Source organism: Granulicella mallensis (assembly GCF_014203225.1).
Classification (GTDB): domain Bacteria; phylum Acidobacteriota; class Terriglobia; order Terriglobales; family Acidobacteriaceae; genus Granulicella; species Granulicella mallensis_A.
Window position 1 is genome coordinate 1 of sequence record NZ_JACHIO010000002.1, and the last position, 20456, is coordinate 20456.

The 20456-nt window shown below is 56.9% G+C and carries 9 protein-coding genes and 1 pseudogene; 5 read left to right on the forward strand and 5 right to left on the reverse strand.

Annotated features, from left to right (window positions below; genetic code table 11):
* Window positions 1–116: pseudogene (locus HDF15_RS01990) on the forward strand (IS5/IS1182 family transposase); the annotation flags it as partial.
* A 222-nt stretch (window positions 117–338) separates the two neighbouring features.
* Complete coding sequence (locus HDF15_RS01995; RefSeq protein ID WP_184252597.1) at window positions 339–914, forward strand: elongation factor P; 576 nt, start codon at window positions 339–341, stop codon at window positions 912–914.
* On the opposite strand, the gene HDF15_RS02000 is transcribed toward HDF15_RS01995, so the two are convergent.
* The 3 genes from HDF15_RS02000 to HDF15_RS02010 all read right to left on the reverse strand — a co-directional run bounded on the left by HDF15_RS02000 (window position 853) and on the right by HDF15_RS02010 (window position 9210).
* A complete protein-coding gene (locus HDF15_RS02000; protein WP_260330774.1) occupies window positions 853–6060 on the reverse strand; it encodes a DUF3320 domain-containing protein in 5208 nt (1735 codons plus the stop codon). The two genes, HDF15_RS01995 and HDF15_RS02000, sit on opposite strands and share 62 nt — an antisense overlap.
* A 186-nt stretch (window positions 6061–6246) precedes the next feature.
* Window positions 6247–8310 (reverse strand): beta-N-acetylhexosaminidase, encoded by a 2064-nt coding sequence (locus HDF15_RS02005; RefSeq protein WP_184252598.1) that lies wholly within the window; start codon window positions 8308–8310, stop codon window positions 6247–6249.
* Window positions 8311–8424: 114 nt separating this feature from the next.
* A complete protein-coding gene (locus HDF15_RS02010; RefSeq protein ID WP_184252599.1) occupies window positions 8425–9210 on the reverse strand; it encodes a DeoR/GlpR family DNA-binding transcription regulator in 786 nt (261 codons plus the stop codon).
* Window positions 9211–9466: 256 nt separating this feature from the next.
* Here HDF15_RS02010 and HDF15_RS02015 point away from each other — a divergent pair, with 256 nt between their 5' ends.
* Window positions 9467–12901: a carboxypeptidase regulatory-like domain-containing protein gene (locus tag HDF15_RS02015; RefSeq protein ID WP_184252600.1), complete on the forward strand. Its 3435-nt coding sequence runs from the start codon at window positions 9467–9469 to the stop codon at window positions 12899–12901.
* Between the two features lie 237 nt (window positions 12902–13138).
* Window positions 13139–15727, forward strand: coding sequence for a glycoside hydrolase family 2 protein (locus HDF15_RS02020; RefSeq protein ID WP_184252601.1), 2589 nt, complete (start codon window positions 13139–13141; stop codon window positions 15725–15727).
* 58 nt (window positions 15728–15785) lie between these two features.
* Here the strand turns inward: HDF15_RS02020 and HDF15_RS02025 are convergent, their stop codons facing one another.
* Entirely contained in the window at window positions 15786–16448 is a 663-nt protein-coding gene (locus HDF15_RS02025) for a class I SAM-dependent methyltransferase (RefSeq protein WP_184252602.1), read from the reverse strand.
* Between the two features lie 69 nt (window positions 16449–16517).
* A complete protein-coding gene (locus HDF15_RS02030) occupies window positions 16518–18017 on the reverse strand; it encodes a glycoside hydrolase family 125 protein (RefSeq protein ID WP_260330775.1) in 1500 nt (499 codons plus the stop codon).
* Between the two features lie 105 nt (window positions 18018–18122).
* On the opposite strand from HDF15_RS02030, the gene HDF15_RS02035 reads away from it, so the two are divergent.
* Window positions 18123–20453 carry a GH92 family glycosyl hydrolase gene (locus HDF15_RS02035; RefSeq protein WP_184252604.1) on the forward strand — a complete coding sequence of 777 codons (2331 nt, stop codon included), beginning with the start codon at window positions 18123–18125 and terminating at the stop codon, window positions 20451–20453.
* The last annotated feature ends 3 nt before the right edge of the window (window positions 20454–20456 follow it).

Below are 20456 nucleotides of genomic sequence, written 5' to 3' on the forward strand. Positions count from 1 at the left end.
AGCGGTTGTTCCGCAGGCTCAAGGGCTTCCGAAGAATCTTCTCCCGCTTCGAGAAACTGGACGTACTCTTTATCGGCTTCCTCCACTTCGCACTCCTCGTCGAAGCGCTCAGATAGCGTGAACACGCCCTAATTCAAACTGCAAACGCAGAGTGCGACGAGTTGACGCAAAGGAAACTCGGCGCAAACTTAGTGTCCTTCGCGCACCTTGCGTTTCCAGTTTGATGCCACGCCCTGGCCCTTAACGAAACCAGGACCCAACCCATCCACTTATACTTGAAAGGGAAGTTCATCCGCTTCGCATAGGAATTCAATGCGTATCCGATCTTTGAGGAGTTCATGGCCGCACTAATCGATGCAATTAACGTCAAGCGCAAGACTGTATTTGAGTTTGAAAACACGCCGTATGCCTGCCTGGAAGCAGAGGTAAATTCACCTACCGCTCGTGGTGGCCAAACCCTGGTACGCCTGAAGATGCGCAACCTTCTTACGAGCGCGGTCTTTGAGAAGACCTTCAAGGCGAACGATAAATTCAAGGAGCCGGATCTGCAGTTGGTTCCTGCCTCTTATCTGTATAGCGACAATGATGGCTCACACTTTCTGGATCAGGAAAGCTTCGAGACTCTCACCCTTACGGAGGGAATGCTCGGCAATGCCCTGGAGTTCCTGATCGAAGGCGCGATGCTCCAGTTGCACAAGTACAACGGCAACCCCATTGGATTGCAACTGCCAATCTTTGTTGAACTGGATGTCGCTTACACAGAGCCTGGAGTGAAAGGCGATTCGTCTAGCGGCAGTGTGACCAAAACGGCCAGGCTGGAAACAGGTTTGGAGATCCGTGTTCCTCTCTTCATCAAAGAAGGGGAAAAGGTGAAGGTGTCGACGGAGAACAAGGAGTTTGCGGGGCGGGCCTAGCTGCCCGCTCAGGAACTCCTCCAGTCGAACATAGCCTATGACGCAGTGACGCATCTGGCAGAACCAGCAGCCCTGAGTGAAGCTGCAGGATGTCCTGTGCGAGCAACCGTTGCACACTGGCCTGAATGGTTTCGCGCATCTGCATGCTTGTCGCCCGGAAACCAAAGAGACGTGCAACTGAATGCTCGAGTTCTTCGGGACGCGCTCCCAGATTGCTGTGAATGACTTGAAGAACTGCTGCGTCGATTTCACTCACGCAGATCATCTCCGGTCTGCGAAGTCCCGGAGACGTCGTGTGGCTCCGGTCACGTGGACGGGGAACGCAAGTTGGGCTGCTAAGAAACGATCCCTCCGCGAGGACTTGCCCCTCACGGAGGGCAAGAGCAATAGCCTGTTCTACCGCGGCCTGTATTCTCGGTCCTGTCCGCTGTAGGCCCCATGCCGTGCGAATTCGTGCGGTAACTTCGTCGGTGTGCACAGGCCCTTCGACGGCAACAATCTGCTTGACCATCTCAGACAACAGCTTCATCGGTGTGAGATGAAGCTCAATCGGCGGTGAAGGGCAGACGGGACTTGCTTCGACGTACAAATGAGAGGGCGAAACTGAAGAGGCAGGCTCGAGACTGATCTCTACAACGCTTTCGCGTTCGATGGTTTGGAGCTGCATTGGAACAGCACGTGTTGAAGCGTTCGTCGCCTGGGCTTCTTGAGTGCCTTCTACGATCTGTACCTTTGCGTGGTCTATGGCTGCAAGAACGCGTTCCAATTGTTCAGCCGGGCGATGCAGCCAATCAGGGCTCCAGAGCCGATGCAGTATCCAGCCTTGATCTGCGAGGACTTGCTGACTGATCCGATCGCGGTCTCTGGCCCAGCGCCCCCTGCGATACGAAGGACCATCGCACTCAATTCCTAGAAGGTACCGGCCCGGTACCTCCGGGTGTGCGATGGCAAGATCGATGACCAGCCCGGAGATGCCGATCTTCTCGTGGACCTGATAGCCGCCTTGTCGAAAGGACGGATGCTGCGTGAGAGCGGTCTTGACCTCACGCTCAAAGAGCATCTGTACCGTATCGACAGAGGCCGTACGGCCCATATCGAGATGTCCGGTACGAGCGAAATGAAGAAAGAGTTTGAACGCGAAGACACCTCGTCCACGAGCGCGCTCAAGGTCGATGTCCTCATCGGTGATGGAGGAGAAGACCTCGCAACTGCGTTTGGCACGGCTGATCAATACATTGAGGCGGCGCTCTCCGCCATCGTTGCCCAGCGGGCCGAAACGCATCGCAAAGACTCCTGCCGCGTTGCGCCCATAGCCGACCGAGATGAAGATGACATCGCGCTCGTCGCCCTGCACGTTCTCCAGATTCTTCAAGAAGAAAGGTTCTGTCGGATGACTCGTGAAGAATGATTCGGCCTGAGGATTCAGACGCCGCAAGGCTTCCAACTCATCCTGGATGGCGCGTCTCTGCCTTACTGAAAACGTAGCGACGCCAAGAGATTCATGGGGATGCTCAAGGGCATGATGAATGACGGCTTCGGCTACAGCACGAGCCTCAATCGTATTCGCTCCTGTGCCGCCGGAATCAAACACTCCGTTCGGCAAGTGGTGGAAGCGGAGACCGGTCCCTGCGGTCGCTGTGTATGGACTCGGCACGATGAGAAGCTTGTTCTCGTAAAACTGGCTATTCGATACCGCGATCAGTGACTGATGGCGCGAGCGATAGTGCCAGCGCAACATGCGTTGCGGCAAGCCTCGCGCGGAGAACAATCCGAGGACGCTTTCGATGTCGCCAACCTGTGCCGTATCGTCATCGTCGTCCGAAGCATCACCGGTGACCTTGGCAAAGAACTTCGTCGGTGGCAGCTGCCGCTCGTCGCCAACGACGACCACCTGACGGCAGCGGGCAATGGCTCCGAGCGCGTCGACGGGTTGGATCTGGCTGGCTTCATCCATCACGAGCAGGTCGAACATCATCTCGCCGGGAGATAGAAACTGTGCAACGGAGAGAGGGCTCATCATTAGGACGGGCTTGAGCGCCTGGACAGCCGGCCCCGCATTCTGCATGAGCTTTCGAATGGGCATATGGCCACGTCGCCGCGCCATCTCACCCCGCAAAACACCGAGAGGCCCAACACCACCGGAGCCTTGCGGGATGCGGCGATGGTGAATTCTGGCTACCTGCAATGCCGCCGACTGGATGCGCTGCTTGTCTATCGCCGTGAAGCTCTCGACCAATCTCGTATGCAGATGTCCGTCGAAGCGGCCGAGTTCAGGATGCTCCTGGGCCATGGCGGAGAGGAGCGCCTCGAAGTAAGCCATTTCAAAGACAGGAACAATCTGTGCGGGAATGAGTGTGCCGTTGTAGACACGGCTGACGAGATCTTCGAGGCCAAGGATACGTGCTCGCTCCGAACGGTTGCGGTAGGCAATCCAGTTGGAAAGTTGTTCGCTCCGCGCGGCCCAGAGCGCCAGGCGCTCAACGAGAAGATCGAGCGCAAGCTCGGGCAGGGTGCCTACTCCAAACGTCTCTGTCAGATCGAGCTTGAGCTCCTGGCAGATATGTTCCAACTCTGTTGTGAGTAGTACGCGCTGGGCTACAAACGGCTCGATGAGGTGAAGTGGTAGCCTCTGCACTTCTACAGCTTTGCGGAGTAGTTCCTGAAGTGGCCCTTGCAGACTTTCTGAAGGATTGAGGGTTGCTGCAAGAGAACGAAGATGCTCCCGATCTTCAGAAGCAAGCGGGGCGATACTGTGCATCCAATCGACCAGTGCATGCAGTGGCTTCGCAGGGGTATCAGTGCCACGCCACGCTGCGCCAAAGGACTCTCGCCCGAAGCTGTCTTCCTGCAGCAGAACGGTTCGCGCAGTCTGGCCTTTGGAGAGCGCATCCAGCAAACGCAGCACCTCTTCAAGAGGAGATTTGCCGCCGGTTAGATAGGACTGTACGAGACGATTGGCCGCTCTCCACTGTCCGTTCAAAAAGCGAAAGAGGCTGCTGCCATGAGAGGCCAGAACCTGGCGCGCATTGTTGAGGTCAGCAGACCACACAGCTTCGCTCAGTTGAGAACCTATTGCAACTCGAGCTTCTTCTAATGCGGAGGCTGCCGTTGCAAGTCGCGCGGCTCTTTCGGTTCCGTTGTCCCAGGCTGGATTTGCAAGCGACGCGGCATAAGCAGGGAGCGAGGCCGCATGGGTGGCCATTGCCACCAGTTGCTGTAGCGACTTACTCGTCGATTCTTCAACTGAAAGTTTCAGCAATTCGGATAAGGTCGTCACGCTTTGCTGAAGCTCAGACTTCTGCGTGAAGAATGTAGACAGCCATGCGGGTTTTGGCGTTCCATCGGTCTGCGCCGATAACAGGCGTGCTGCGGCATCTACGGCAGGGGACGTGGCGATTGAGCCTGCAGTCTCTTCCACGGAGATCATGTCATGGAGTGATTGTGGAACCTCCATCAGAAGAGTCGGGGCGAATTGCGTATAGCGATCGAGCAGGCTGGAGAGGTTCTCTCGAAGCTTTACAAGACGTGCCGTTAGCCGTTCGACGTCATGAGGCAATATCTGTTCGATCCCTATGCCTCGCCATACATGTTGGACCGGCACACCGATTACTGCAATTCGCTGAGACAGTTCTTCCAGGAGTTCAGCTCGTTCGCGTCGTTGCTGTGGGTCCCATGTTGGGGCATCGAGAAGGCGAAATTCGACGGGCGTCTGTCCGGCGTGGCGCAGCCGGACAATTTCTCCTATGACTTGATAGGCCGTAAGTCCAGATGGTACCCGAGGCTGGTGCAGCAAATTAACGTAACTGTTCAACTGGTCTCGGGCTGAAGTAAATGAGTTGTCCAGCGCGTCGTCGATGGTGCCGCGAGGCGATCCCAGTTCCCAGGTGCGACGCAGCTCTTCCAGCAGCTCGCGCTTGTTGGCCTTGTTGCTGTGCAGTTCAAGACAGGCATCGCCCACACCGGCCTGATCGAGACGCCGCTTTACGACATCCAGAGCGGCCATCTTTTCTGCGACGAACAATACCGTCTTTCCATCTGCTACCGCTGAAGCAATGATGTTGGCAATGGTTTGTGACTTACCGGTGCCGGGAGGGCCCTGGATAACGAGGTTGCCGCCGCGGCGCACATCCTGTACGGCGAGGGCCTGCGAACTGTCGCAATCCACGATGTGCAGCATCTCTGATAGCGGAATGAGGTTGTCTACCGACGTATCTTCCTCTGAGGCGTGATCGGCGAGCAGAGATTCTGCCTGTGGGAAGCCTTCGCTGAGAAGACCGCGCACCAGGGGCTGGGCCGTGATCTTTCTATCCTCCGGCCAGCACTCGGGATCGAGGTCGCGATACATCAGGAACTTGGCGAAGGAGAAGAATCCCAGGACTACATCGTCAGGGACAACTGACCAGTCCGGTTTCGACGCGATGACTTCAGCCACTGCCGCCATGTAGGCGGACAGGTTGAAGTCATCACCCCCCTCGAAGGCAGGCAGCTTCAGATTGTGGATACGTTCGAGGTAGGTCTCAAGCGAAAGGTTCGACGCGAATTCTTCAGGACGGCACTTCAGCTTGAAGCGTTCTGCGGCACTGCCACGCTCAAGCGCGACGGGAACCAGAACCAGTGGCGCATAGCGAATATTTTCGGCGTTCTTCGGGTCGACCCAGCGGAGCATACCCAGGGCCAGGAACAGGATGTTGACGCCTTGTTCCTGCTCCAACGTATTTGCGTCAAGGTAGAGTTCCAGAAGCCGTTTCTGTAGTCCTTTGGAGGTGAGCCGTGTCTGCAGCTTCGTGTCCGCATGACGATTCAAGACTCCGCGTTCGTCGATGGAATCGTCTTCCGGCTGGGCTAGTTCCGCGATCTCGTCAGGCTCTTCTGAGCTTTCCGACGGTGTGGTCGAATTGTCCTTCCCGGCAAGAAAGGTAAAGGTTTTGCTCTCGCCTACAAGCAGCCGGAAGATCTCTTCGGACCGCTCATCGATCACCTCGATGATGCGAGCATTCTTTGCCGAACGGGGCACATGCAACAGGCGGTTGCGCGCCGAAAGATCCAGGAGATCCGTTCGGGCCCGGTCCAGTTTGTTCTCCAGCGGCAGATCGCTCTCGAAGACAGAGGTTTCCTTAGCCGTAGTGGGGTGTTCCTGGAGATCCATCCTGTACTGCTCCGATCACGAAGAAATAGGTTCCCGAGAAGTCTAATGCCTAGGGGCTAAAACGATCATGAGCGGATCAAGGCAATCAGAGGTGAGAGCCTTGCAGAAATAAAAACTGGAGTCCTTCAACGCAACATCAACAGGCGTTGACCAAGCCGAAGAACTCCAGTGGATGATCGTTCCGAATTAGTACTTTCCAGCAGCCTCAAGGAGCTGTTGTAGAGGAGGAAGGACGACGAAATCGGTCAGCTCGGCATGGCTTCCTGCTTCTTTGAGGAGCGCATTCTGCTGCTCGATCCACGTCGGACTCGGAGCCTTGTGCGAGTCGATCGCCTTGAGCGCTTGAACGCCGAGAGTCCCAAGTTTTACCAGTTGCACGCGGCGCTCAGAGAGTTGACGCAACCGGGGATTGTCCGCAGCAAGGCTATCGAATCGGGGACCGGAATCGATCCATGATTGGAAGAGGCTCTCTAGCTGCTGACGTGCTGCCGAGTGCTCTGCCGGCGAGGTGCTGTGCAGATAGCGGTCGGCGATCAGAAGGAGATTCTCGCGAAGGGCAGGATCGGGCCGCAGGTAGTCGACGGGATTACCCATCGGCGTGAGCTGCGAGGTTCTCTGCTGGTGGTAGCGTTCGCCGAAGGAGACGGGGCTGAGTGTGGAGGCAAGTACCGCAAGCTGGGCCGCTCCTTCTTCGCCGCCGGCAAGCTGTCTCAATCCAGACTGAGGACCGGAGATATGAGTGAGCCCCAGAGCATCCAGGCGCAGGGACTCAACCGCGAGACGCCGATACATATCGGGAACGTCCCGGGTCTCGCGCGGTGACCAGAAGCGTTCCGCAAGGGCGGCTGTGCGCGGCCAGACTCGGGAGTCGACGGTTTGCGGGGTGATCTGCTCAGCCCACATGCAGGCCTCGCCGCCAAGAACAAGCTTTTGCTGTTCGGCTGTGAGCGCGGAACCCTCGGGGATCGGATCGTCCAGGTACATCCGCTCGGAGGTCTTCATCCCATCGAGGTAATAGGGCGCGGAGAGGATACCTCTGTTCCCCTGCTTCGAGGCTACGGCAAGTGACTCAACACCGCGCCAGCTCTGGATGATGGCATCCTTCGGCGTGTTGGGAGTCAGGATCTCATCCCAGCCGACCATCTGCTTATGGTGTCCCTTGACCAGTTCGAGGACACGCGCGCTGAAGTAGGCTTGCAGCTCCTCGGTGGACTTCATATTGTGCGCCTTCATGAAGTCTACGATCTGCGGATTAGCCTTCCAGTCCTTACCGTTGCTCTCGTCTCCGCCCATGTGCATGTACTCGTCGGGGAAGAGGTCAGCCATCTCCCCGATGAAGGCGTCGAGGAACTGATACGTACTATCTTTGGTGGGATCGAGCGCTCCATCCCAGACGCCGAAGGTGCGGGCGATCGCGTATGGACGCTGGATGCTGCCAAGCTCAGGCATGCCGATCAGCCAGCTGGTAACGTGGCCGGGGACGTCGAACTCCGGCACGACACGGATGCCGCGTGCGCTGGCATAGGCGATGACTGCGCGTACCTGGTCCTGCGTATAGAAGAGATGGTCAGACCCCACCTGGGTGAGCTGGGGGAATCGCTTGCTCTCTACGCGAAAGCCCTGGTCATCCGTGAGATGCCAGTGGAAGACATTGAGCTTGACGGCAGCCATGCCATCCAGTGTGCGGTAGATCACCGGCAAGGGCATGAAGTGACGGCTCACATCGAGCATGAATCCGCGCCAGGGGAAGCGCGGAGCATCGTCGATCTGGACGGTAGGAATGACGTAGTTTCCTCCTTCAACCTGAAGAAGCTGCTGGAAGGTCTCGAGGCCATGGAGAGCTCCGAAGATATTGCCGGCCTTCAAAACAATCTTGTTGCCAGTTGAGTGGATGGAGTAGCTTTCATCGGTGTCCAGAGTTGGACGCGTGCCCGAAGGATCCTGCACCTGAATCGTCAGGGTTGCGTCGGGAGCCTGCATCTCTTTGCCCAGTGGGATTCCGGTAGAGAGCTCCAGGGCATCGAGGGTGCGGCGCGTTGCCGCTTCGAGGATCGGATTGTGCGTTCCGCCGAGCGATACGGTGAAGTTTCCGGTGAAGGGAATCGAACCGGTGGCAACGGTCATCTGCGCGGGCTTTGGAAGAAGGGTGTTCGAAGTCTGTGCGGACATAAAGGGAGAGGCAATCAGGCAAAGTACCCCAAAACGGACAAGTTGATTGCGGTAATGACGCAGGGGCGACGGGTGGTTCATTGCTACTCCTTCAGTGTTACCTGGGTTCCTGGTGGGGGCAAAGGATGTTCCAATAAAAAGCTACTTCTATTAGTAAAGATACCGCTACTTGTCGGCCAAGTGCATTCACGCCAGCTAAACAACGATTACTTTGATCTGTTTGCGCTGAAAATCTTCGACGAGTCTGGGGTCAACGCTGTCGTCCGTGATGATGGCATGCAGGGCATCGGTGCCGCAGACCTTGGTCGCAGTAAACATGCCGAGCTTGCTGGCATCCGCCACCGCAATCACCTGCTTGGAATGCTTCACCATCTCGCCGAGGATCAGAGCTTCGTCGGATTCGATCACGGTCAGGCCGTGTTCGGGATGAATCCCGCAGGCGCCCATAAACACCTTGTCGAAGAAGAGCCGCTGCAGGGAATCGAAGGCCGTTGCGCCGACCATCGAGAACGCGCCAGGCCACCGGATCGAGCCTCCGGTAAGGGTTACGCGTGCATTGGGAAGGCTGGAAAGCTCCATCCCGATATTCACCGCATTCGTCACAATGTGGATGCCCTCACGATGCCGAAGGCTGCGGGCGACCTGCGTGGTGGTTGTGCCTGACGATAGCGCAACCGTATCGCCTTCGTTGACCATCTCGGCGGCAGCAATGGCGATGCGCCGCTTCTCATCGGCGAAGCGTTCTGCGCGCAGCGGAAAGGCTGCGTCAAACCGGAACGGTTCGTAGGTCATCTTGCCGGCCAGCTCCACACTGCCATGAGTGCGGTTCACAAGGCCGCGTTGCGCGAGCTTAATGAGATCGCGCCGTACGCTCGCCGGGGAAGCATTGATCGTAACCGCCAGGTCCTCAACACAGCTCTGGCCTTTCTGAAGAAGAAGATGAAGGATCTGATTTGCGCGGTCCTGCGTCTTTGGAGCCATGTTTTAAGTCCCTTCTGAATAAAGAACAAATCTACAGTCAGCAAAGTTGGAGAGGGAAGTCGTGCCACCATTTGAGCATATGAATCAAGTTTCGTCATAATTATGAAATTTTATGTTGACAAGCGTTCAGGTAGGTTTCTATGCTCTTGTTCATATTTTGATTTGCATAGCAGCCCGTTGAGCGGATATGCGGCAGAGCTTAAGCTCTACCCGCATGTGGGCCCTTCCATATCGATGCACTCCTGGAGTTCTCTCAATGATGAAATTCGCCAGTAAGAAGAAGCTTCTCAAGTATTTCTCCGGGATTGCGATTGCCACGGCAACGCTCTTCTGTATACCGTTTGCGCAGGCACAAAACGTCACCGGCTCCATCACCGGCACAGTGACGGATTCGAGCGGCGCTATCGTTCCGGGAGCCAGGGTCATCGCACATGATCTGGACACCGGTGTGGATTCGCCGACAAGCACTAACTCATCCGGCTTGTATCGCATCCAATATCTGCCGATCGGGCGGTATGAGGTCACGATAGAGGCAAACGGCTTCGGCAAGGAGACCGTGCCTCCGTTTACGCTGGAAATTCTCCAGACCGCAACCTTCAATGTGGCACTTAAGGTAGGCAGCACGGCTGAAACAGTAGAGGTTTCAACAGCCGCGCCCATTCTGAACACCAGCGATGCGACGCTGGGCACGACGTTTACCGCCAATGCCATTCAGAACGTGCCGCTCAATGGACTGAACTTTTCTGCTCTGACGCAGCTCATTCCCGGCGCTATCAATACCAATGGCACGTCTGGCCAGACGGGCAATAATGCCATCGAGCGCGACACCTATTACTCAGATATCCCCAGCATCAATGGAAACCGCTCGCAGGCGAATAATTACACCCTCGACGGCATTGATATGAATGAGACCTTCAACAATATCATTGCGTATAACCCGGCACCCGAAGCGCTTCAGGAGATCAAGGTTCTCACAGCCAACTCTCCAGCGGAGTACGGCAATGTGAACGGCGGCGGAGTTGTCAGCGTATTGAAGAGCGGAACCAATAAGTTCCATGGTTCGGCCTACGCCTACGTGCAGAATCAGACCCTGGATGCAAACTCCTGGGGCAACGATCATCTCACACCGATTATTCCTATCAACCCCTTCACGCAAACACAGTTCGGCGGCACAATTGGCGGCCCGATCAAAAAGGACAAACTATTTTTCTTTGGCGACTATCTGGGAAGTCGCTATCACACCACCACTACGGGAACGGCCTCCGTATTTACCGCTGCCATGCGAACGGGCGATTTTTCAGCATTGCTGAATCCGCCAGTAGGAGCAAGCACCGGCGTAGCGAACAAGCCCATTCAGCTCTATGATCCGCTGAATAATTTTGCCCCTTTTGTAAACAATCAAATTTCGATTTTGAATCCCGTCGCAAAGTTTCTCTTCGCACATCCTGACTTGTACCCCCTCCCCAATGCGGTGCCCAGCGACGGCATTGCTTCCAATAACTACCAGGGATCGAGTAAGAGCTATACGGTCAACAATCAATTCGACGTCAAAATCGAATACGATCCTCGTGCAGCAGATAAGATTACCGGGTTCTACTCGCAATCAACTGCTTACGATCAGGCTGGCGCGGTCCTGGCGATCTCATTCCCGTCCCTCAGTCGATATCCCACCAAGATTATGGGTGCAAACTGGGTCCATGTCTTTTCTCCCGCAATCGTTAATTCCGCTCGCGCGGGTTATACCCGCGTCATCTTTCGCGAATCCAATCCGGGCGATCCAAGCGGACAGTTTGGCCTGACTGGAAATGCGAAAGTGGGAATCCCCTTCGGTGTACAAACGGATCCCGGCTATTCGTTTCAGAGCATCACGGATCCCAGTTCTATTGTGGCTGGTGGCAGTCCAGCGTATGACGCTGACATCACAGACAACACCTTCACCTACATGGACAACATTACCTGGCAGCGTGGCTTGCATCTCATCAGTGCAGGTGTGCAGGCCTTGCGTTACGAGAATAATTACACAACCAACAATAACTCCGGTTTTCTTGGCTCGCTGGGATACACCGGCGGTTATACGGCCAACAAGAGTGCTGGAGACGGGTTGGGTGATGGCGCAGCCGACTTTCTTCTGGATCGTGTGCAGTCAGCACAGGTTACCTCCCAGGGAATTCGTGTAGGCAATCGCCAGTGGCGTGCAGCCGGCTTCATCCAAGATGACTGGAAGGCTTTCCCTAATCTGACATTCAATCTCGGTGTCCGGTATGAGTACGATCAGCCCTGGTATGAGCAAAACAACAAGACCGGCAATGTTCTGGTCAGCACGGGTCAGGTCATTTACGCAGGGAGCGTTCCCGCCAATGCTCCGGCCGGCTCAGGGGTTTGCAGCAATCGCGCCTGCTACCAGCCAAACTACAAACAAATCATGCCTCGCTTCGGTTTTGCCTATCAGGCTACGGACCGTTTCGTTGTTCGTGGCGGTTACGGCGCAACCAGTTTCTTTGAGGGCAACGCTGCTAACCAGAGACTGACTTCCATTACACCCTTTGTTCAATCCGTGAACATTAATCAGGTCGTGCCTACGCCAGGAAATCCTGGACAGGCTCCCCGTACGGCGGAGCAGGGATTCGCCGTCGATAACTCAAGCGATATTAACTTCAACGGTTCGTCCTACAACATCTATCCGCAGAACATTCAGCCAGCTTATGTGCAGGAGTGGAGCCTGACCACGGAATACGCTCTTACTCGCACAACGTCCCTTGTGGTTGGATATCTCGGGGAGCAGGGGCAGCACATCGAAGACTACGGCAACGTCAACCAGTACCTGGTGAATGGCGATCCCACAACGGCTCCTTATTTCAACAACGCCGCGCTAGGCGTCGGCTCAAGCAAGTTGTTGATTACTGAGTCGCGAGCCCTGATGAACTACAACGCCCTGCAAACTACCTTGCGCCAGCGTGCAACACACGGTCTGGAGTTTACCTTCAATTACACCTACGGCAAGGCGATGACGAACAGTCTTGGAAACTATGCGCTCAATGTCAACGGATATAGCGGCGCATTCCAGAACTATTACGATAGCCACGCCGACTACGGTGTAGCCGGAACAGATGTGAAGCACAGTGTGTCGGGACTGCTGGTGTACGCACTGCCTTTCGGGCGCGGGCAGCAGTTTGGATCTGGCTTGAACCGCTTCGTGGATGTCTTCGTTGGTGGCTGGAAGCTCTCCAGTACCGGCTTCGCCTACTCGGGCCTTCCGGAGACGATCACAGGACCGGACGATGGTGCAAACAGTTATGGGGTCTCACGTGCTAACCAGTACCGGCCACTGAAGATCGCTCATCGCCAGCTTGGCGCGTGGTTTGGAACTGATCCCTCCGCTCTTGGATGTACACAGGCGGGAGTCGATAACGGAGTGTGCGCCTTTGGTGCAGCAGCTTCCAATGCGTTTGGCTCCTCGTCGAACGGCAGTGTTCGTGGTCCTGGCTACTGGACTGCCGATCTCTCTGCTTCCAAGGATTTTCATCTGTTCGCGGAAAATATCCTGAACTTCCACTTCGATGCTTTCAACGTATTCAACCACCCGAGCCTGGGCAATCCTGACACCGGAATCACCGATTCAAACTTCGGCCAGATTACCGGCGTGCGTTCGACTGAACGTCGCGTCCAGGTGAGCGCCAAATATAGCTTCTAAATAGGCATCATGTACTTCTAAGGGGCAGAGCTTCGGCTCTGCCCTTTTTTGTTCCTTCGGAAGGGCTTTCGTCGCCGATTCTCCCCAAAGAGATGACCACAACTACGGGAGACGATATCATCGAACGGCGTGCTACTGAGGGAGCTTTCTTTGCGGGGAATCAAACAAGCAGTTCTGTTTCTACTTACATTTAGTCTCTTTTTCTCCTCAACCTCATGGCTGGCAGCCCAGAACAAGATGCAGCATACCGAAGCAGTCGGCATAACGGGCCAGTTGCAGCAGCGGCAGCTTACGAGTGGTTGGCGCTTTCGTGCTGTCCAGTCTTCAGACCATCCCGAAACTACGGCATGGCATTCGGCCACTGTGCCCGGTGCAGTTCACACCGATCTTGAACACGCGGGCCTGATTCCCGATCCCTTCTTCGGCGATAACGAAAAGCGTCTCCAGTGGATCGAGCGAACGGACTGGGAGTACACCTGCGATTTCGAGGTGAGCACGGCCTCGCTGCATCAGCAGCACGCGGAACTGGTCTTCGAAGGGCTCGATACCTTTGCCGACATTCAACTCAATGGCAAGCCTGTCCTGCACACGGACAACATGTTCCGCTCATGGACCTTTGATGCCAAGCCCTATCTGGTGGCTGGGCATAACACGCTCACGATCCTCTTCCATTCGCCGATGAACACCGTGACGCCTCTGGTGGCGAAGGCTCCCTATGTCCTGCCTGGGACTGGCTACGAGCCCTTCAATCCCGCGAAGGGGATCTATCCCGTCGGACATTACATGCGCAAGGCTCCCTACCAGTTTGGCTGGGATTGGGGTCCCAGATTCGTGACCTCCGGCATCTGGCGTCCTGTGCATCTGGATACCTGGAGCGGTGCGCGCATCCGCAGCCTTCATCTTCAGCAGGAGTCCGTCACCTCCGCCCGTGCCATCACGAACGTAAGCGTTGCGCTGGACTCTGACGTCGCAGGACCGGCAACGCTGGAAGTACACCTCACCGATCCCGCAGGCCACGCGCTCCCCATGCGGCAGGTCCCCGTGGAGCTCGATCGCGGTGCGAATCATCTGCTGGTTCCCGTGCGGCTCGATCATCCGCAGCTTTGGTGGCCCAACGGCTATGGCCCTCAGAACCGCTATACGGTTGCGGTCAACTTAGTGCGGGGAGGTCAGCATCTTGCGACCGCGACCTTGCGAACGGGGCTGCGCTCCGTTGAGTTGAGGCGTGTGCCGGACCAGTGGGGAACCAGCTTTACCTTCGTCATCAATGGAGTCCCGATCTACGCGAAGGGTGCGGACGTCGTTCCTTTCGATAGCTTTCCACCCCGTACGACAACCGCTCAGAAACGCGAGATCCTGACCTCGGCGCGCGATGTCCACATGAATATGTTGCGCATCTGGGGTGGTGGGTTCTACGAGACCGACGACTTCTACGATCTCTGCGATGAACTCGGCCTGATGGTCTGGCACGACTTCATGTTCGGTGGCGCGATGGTGCCCGGCGATAAGGCTTATCAGGAGAACGTCCAGGCCGAAGCTGTCGAACAGGTCGAGCGTCTCAGCGACCATCCCAGCATGACGATCTGGTGCGGCAATAACGAGGTCGAAACGGCCTGGCACAACTGGGGCGATCAACAGAAGTTCCAGAAGGATGTGACGCCGGCCCAGCGCGAGCGTGTCTGGCAGGATTACGTCGTCATGTTCCGCGACATCCTCAAGAGCGCCGTGGCCGAGCATGGCAATGGCGTGCCTTACTGGCCCAGCTCTCCCGGCTCCAACTTTGACGATGCAGGTGGCACAGACAGCAATGGCGATGTGCACTCCTGGAGCGTATGGAGCGCAGGAGCGCCCTATACGGACTACGCCAAACTGGCTCCACGCTTTCTCTCTGAGTTCGGCTTCCAGGCCATGCCCGACCTGCGCACTGTCCGTAGCTTCGCGGGGAAGGATGAGGATCTAAGCTCGCCCGCGCTCCTCAACCACGAACGCTTCATCCACGGCTTCGATCGCATGCAGCAGTATCTCAAGGCTGAGTTCCGGCCTGCTCGTGATTTTCCGTCGTTCGTTTACCTGAGCCAGCTGATGCAGGCTGAAGCCATCCAGTTTGGCGTTGAGCACATGCGCAGTCTGCGTCCGCAGAATATGGGAACGCTTTACTGGCAGCTCGACGATTGCTGGCCGGTGGCTTCATGGGCCTCCATCGATTACTACGGCCGCTGGAAGGCGCTCCAGTACTATGCGAAGCGTTTCTACGCGCCGATCATCGTGGCGCCTGAGCTGGACAGTGCAGGGCATGAGCTGCGTCTGCGTATTGTCTCCGATGAGCCCACTCCGCGCGCCGCTGTCCTCCGCGTTCGGTTGATGCGCTTCGATGGGACGGTTCTGAGCGATCAGCATCAGCCTGTTTCGGTCGCGGCTTTGGCCAGCACTCCCGTGGCTCCTATCTCACTGACTAACGTTCCAGGCTTTGACCCTGCGGCTACAGTTGCGGTGCTCACACTCGAGCAAGAGGGACGGTCTCTGGCGACTCGTAACGTCTACTTCACTCGTAGTGCTGACCTTGCTCTTCAGCAGCCGCAGATCAAAGCTCAAGTGCATGCTGAAGGCTCAGGTTTTGTCGTAGATCTGAGCACTCCGGTGCTGGCGCGTGCGGTGGCTCTTAGCTTCGGCGATCTCGATGCGAAGCCGGACGACAACTACTTTGACGTTCTTCCTCATGAGCCGCGCAGAATTCACGTTGCGAGTAAAGCCTCTCTGGCGGAGCTTCAAAAGGCACTCGCAGTCCGCTCGCTCTTCGACTCTACGGTTCAGACCGGGCACAAATAAATCGTGCCTCTTGGGAGAGACCCACGGGGCACGCTTCCAAGCTCGATCCGAACGCAGTTCAGGCGTGTGCTTCCATCTTGAAGACATAGCGCTTTACCTGTGCTCCTGCAGCATCGATCTGCGGTATTTCAATCTCTTGCACTTGAACATCCACAAAGCCTACAGACTGGTGAAGCCTCTCCCACTCGGCAGCGTCGCGAAGGTAAAAGCCATTCTCCGGCCGGGCAAATAGAGGAGCCGTAAGAGGATGCAAACAGCCCATCATACTTAGACCACCCGGACGTAGCACCCGGCGAATCTCTGACAGAGCCTTGTCTGGTGCAGACCAGAAGTGAGCCACCCCAATGGAGAAGACGCAATCAAAACTGCTGTCAGGAAATGGCATGTGCTCCGCTGAGCCTAAATAAAAACTGGCGCGGCCCGCGGCGACCAATGCCGCGTTCAATCGCTCCGCTTCAGCCACCATTGTGGGTGAGATATCGAGCCCCGCGTAGCGGATATTCTCGGCCTGGCCGATAACTTCCGGGGTCATCCGGCCATTGCCGAAGCCAATCTCGAGAACATGACTGCCTGCATTCAACCCTAGCGCCGCGACTGTCTTTACGCTGGACTTCGAGTTACTTTCGTATACCCGCTCTATAACGGCGAGGCCAATCTCTCCCTCGGGATTGCCAAGTTGTCTGGCCCAGTCAGCCGGAGCAAGCGATTCGATCACACCCATCACAACTCCTTTTCAAAAACGCACACATGCCCGGTTGGGCGTAGCGCTCCAACCGGGTGACCAAAACTTCTAAACTGTGCGCAGCAACTCAGGGTGGCTCACGGCCAACGTACCGACAAGCTCTCCGAACAGGGTATTCGCCCAGGCAAACCACTCCCTTGTAAACTTCTTCGGATTGTCCTGGTCGTAGCTTTCGTGCATGAAGCCAAACCCTTCGGCGGAGTTCTTCAGCATCTTGAGGGACTGACGAATCTCGCTCGGATTGCTGCTCGTAAACGCATAGATCATCTGCGACATCGGCCAGATCATCCTTCTGCCTTCGTGAGGCCCGCCAATGCCTTCTCCCGCGGTGCCGCGGAAGAACCAGGGATTGCGGTCGCTCCAGCAAAAAGCGCGGGTTCTCGCGTAGAGGTCTTTGTCCGGCGAGCTTTCGAGATAGGGTAGTCCCAGCAGGCTGGGAACATTCGCATCGTCCATCAGGAGCTGGCCGCCAAAGCCATCGACCTCGTACGCCCAGATCGTGCCCTGAGGGGTCGTAGCAATAGCGTGTTGCTGTAGCGCCTGCTCCACTTCGCCGGCAAGGGCACTGGCATCATTGGCCAAAGCCTCGTCGTGCAGAATTGCGTGAGCCATCGTGGCCAGTTGCCGCAACGATGTTACAGCGAACAGATTGGACGGAACCAGGAAAGGGAAGATGCAGGCATCGTCCGAGGGACGGAAGCCGGAAGCAATCAGACCTACTGGACGAACAGGATTGCCGAAGCCCTCTGCGGGGAGCATCTCTGTCGAAACCGTCGACTCGCGCTGAAAGTGGTAGGGCCCCAGACCCTGCTTGCGCTGCTGAACGTGCAGCGTGTCGACGACCAACCGCATCGCCTGCCGCCACTGCTGGTCGAATGGGCCTGTGTCGCCTGTCTGCTTCCAGTAGCCGTGGGCCAGCCGTATCGGATAGCACAACGAATCGACCTCCCATTTGCGTTCCCCGACGCCACGCTTCATGTCGGTCAGATCTTTAGTGCTCCAGGACAGCGGAGGTGCATCCAGATCGGCCATAAAGGCATTGGCGTAGGGATCGATCAGAATGCAGCGCGTCTGTCTCCGAATCACTCCCTCCAGAAGCTGACGCAGTGCACGATCTTTTACCGCCAACTGCAGATAAGGCCACACTTGCGCGGACGAATCCCGCAGCCACATCGCGGGAATATCACCAGTGAGCACCGCCGTATCGGGTTTGCCTTCGAACTGTCCCGGCGCGACAGTCGTATCGAGGGTGTTCGGAAAACAATTAATAAACAGAGCTGCCAGCGCAGGGTCGCCGATTCCGGCACTGCGATCCGTCAGGAACTCTTCAACGGCAGCGCTCCTGAAGCGGCGATCGGCGGGCTTCGGCCTGCCTTGTTTTATGTCCCAGTGATCCGTCGCCGGCACTTGGGCGTTAGCCGTACCCGAAAGGGGGAGACCGGAAATTCCGCAACCAAGCGTAGCGAGGCTCGTTGCTCTTATAAAATCACGTCTGCTGTACCCTGAATTTGTAATTTGCATGGATTCACTTTCGAGCCATTCTGTCATAGTTGCGCATTTAGCGTTCAATCAGTCACAATGATGCAACATCGGCAGTCATCCGATCAAAGTCTTGTACGACCCGGGAGAACTCCTCTCTCCCATGGAGTAGTTATGATCACCCGTAGGACCTTCCTGCAGCGCGCCTCTGCTGCTTGCGCTATCAGCACTCTCCCTGCCAGCAAGCTGGCTCATGCCGCCCATGGTCAAACCGCGGAAGATCCGCTTCGCTGGGTCGATTTGCGTATCGGTACAGGCGGACACGGGCATTGCTTTCCGGGTGCGGCCATGCCTTTCGGCGGTGTTCAGCTCAGCCCTGACACGTTTAATGATGGCTGGGACTGGTGCTCCGGCTATCACATCTCGGATGACTCCATCATGGGATTCAGCCATACCCATCTTAGCGGTACCGGCTGCGGCGATCTTCTGGACTTCCTGGTCATGGCGGGCACCGGTCCTGCCCATCTGATCGCCGGCGACCGCAAGAATCCCGATGCGGGATATCGCTCGCGCTTCGATCATGCGGATGAGCACTCGGAGCCGGGCTACTATTCCGTAATCCTGAAGGACTACAAGGTCCATGTTGAGCTGACCGCAACGGAACGCGCAGGCATTCATCGCTATACCTTTCCTGCCAGCGAGCAGGCCTACCTGATCGTCGACCTGCAGCATGGCTACGGTGCAGGGGATGGAACTGGTCCCGGCCTCGTGAACGCTGCAGAGCTTCGCCAGACTGCGCCGGACACGCTCGCCGGTGGCCGTCGCACTGCTGCCTGGGGAAATGACCGTCACTCCAACTTCACCATGCAGTTCTCGAAGACGCCGGAGCGCATCGTCTTCTACTCCGACAATCAGGAAGTAGCAGCACCGGCAAGCGGAACCGATCTAACGGGCAAGAACCTGAAGGCCGTTCTGTACTTCAAGACGAAGGCGAACGAGGCCATCCTGGTGAAGACCGGCTTCTCCGGCGTAAGCCCGGAGGGTGCAGCCAAGAACCTTAGCGCGGAGATTCCGGCCTGGAACTTCGACCAGGTACGCACAGCGGCCCGCAATGCCTGGCGCCGCCAGCTCTCCAAGATCCAGGTCCAGACAGAGAACGAGACGCATAAGCGCATCTTCTATACGTCGCTGTACCATATGTCGCTTGGACCGGCTTTGTTTGACGATGTCGACCGCCAGTATCGCGGCATGGACAACGAGGTCCACACGCTTCCTGCCGGACAGCGGAACTTCACCACCTTCTCGTTGTGGGATACCTTCCGCGCGGCGCACCCGACCTACACTCTGATCGAGCCGGAGCGCGTGCCGCAGTTCGTCAACACGTTGATCCGCATGGCCGAGCAGAGCCCCGATGGAATGCCCGTCTGGCCACTGATGGGAAGGGAGACCGGCACCATGACCGGTTACCACTCCGCTGCGGTCATCTCCGAGGCCTGCAACAAGGGCTTCACCGGCGTTGATTGGGAGAAGGCCTATGGCCTCATGATGAAGCGCGCCATGGTCGACGACTATCGCGGCTTGGGGTACTACCGCAAGCTCCACTTCATCCCAGCAGACAAGGAAGAAGAGTCGGTTTCGAAGACCTTCGAATACTGCTACGACGATTGGTCGATCGCTCATGTGGCACGCAAGCTCGGCAAGTCCAGCGACGCGGCGATGCTCACCCAGCGCTCCACCAACTACCGGAACTACTTCGATGCTTCCGTCGCCTTCATGCGGCCCAAGCTGGAGGACGGCAGCTGGACCTCGCCCTTCAATCCCATTGACTTGGGGCACTCCACCAAGTGGCGCGACTACACGGAGTCCAACGCCTGGCAGACTACGTTCGGCGTGCAGCATGACGTTGCCGGACTCATCCAGCTTTTTGGAGGCAAGGATCCTTTTGTCACCAAGCTTGATGGCCTCTTCAGTGCGCCATCGACACTGCCGGCCAACGCACCGCCGGATATCGCAGGCCTCGTCGGGCAGTATGCACACGGTAACGAGCCTTCGCATCACATCGCTTACCTCTATGTGTATGCCGGAGTTCCGCACAAGACCCAGGGCCGCATTCGCAGCCTGCTCGAGACCATGTACGCCGCAGAGCCGGATGGTCTTCAGGGCAACGAAGACGTAGGTCAGATGTCGGCATGGTACGTTCTCAGCTCCCTCGGCTTTTATCCCGTAGATCCTGTCAGCGGCGTCTACATCATCGGCTCCCCGCTCTTCGAGCGTGCAACGGTTGAACTCGGCGGCGGCAAAAAGCTGGAGATCGAAGTGCGACGCAAGGACCCTGCGTACCAGTACGTACAGGCCTTCTCGCTGAACGGAAAGCCGCAACAGAAAACCTGGTTCCGCCACGAAGACATAGCACAGGGCGGAAAGCTCGTTCTCGAAATGGGGCCCGAACCTAGCACTACCCTTGGGGCGGATGTTTCCAGCCTCCCTCCTTCTCTTACTCTGTAAAGT

Excerpts from the sequence above, each read along its gene's own strand:
- HDF15_RS01995 (WP_184252597.1), top strand. The coding sequence starts at position 339 with ATGGCCGCACTAATCGATGCAATTAACGTCAAGCGCAAGACTGTATTT.
- HDF15_RS02000 (WP_260330774.1), bottom strand. The coding sequence starts at position 6,060 with ATGGATCTCCAGGAACACCCCACTACGGCTAAGGAAACCTCTGTCTTC.
- HDF15_RS02005 (WP_184252598.1), bottom strand. The coding sequence starts at position 8,310 with ATGAACCACCCGTCGCCCCTGCGTCATTACCGCAATCAACTTGTCCGT.
- HDF15_RS02010 (WP_184252599.1), bottom strand. The coding sequence starts at position 9,210 with ATGGCTCCAAAGACGCAGGACCGCGCAAATCAGATCCTTCATCTTCTT.
- HDF15_RS02015 (WP_184252600.1), top strand. The coding sequence starts at position 9,467 with ATGATGAAATTCGCCAGTAAGAAGAAGCTTCTCAAGTATTTCTCCGGG.
- HDF15_RS02020 (WP_184252601.1), top strand. The coding sequence starts at position 13,139 with ATGCAGCATACCGAAGCAGTCGGCATAACGGGCCAGTTGCAGCAGCGG.
- HDF15_RS02025 (WP_184252602.1), bottom strand. The coding sequence starts at position 16,448 with ATGGGTGTGATCGAATCGCTTGCTCCGGCTGACTGGGCCAGACAACTT.
- HDF15_RS02030 (WP_260330775.1), bottom strand. The coding sequence starts at position 18,017 with ATGACAGAATGGCTCGAAAGTGAATCCATGCAAATTACAAATTCAGGG.
- HDF15_RS02035 (WP_184252604.1), top strand. The coding sequence starts at position 18,123 with ATGATCACCCGTAGGACCTTCCTGCAGCGCGCCTCTGCTGCTTGCGCT.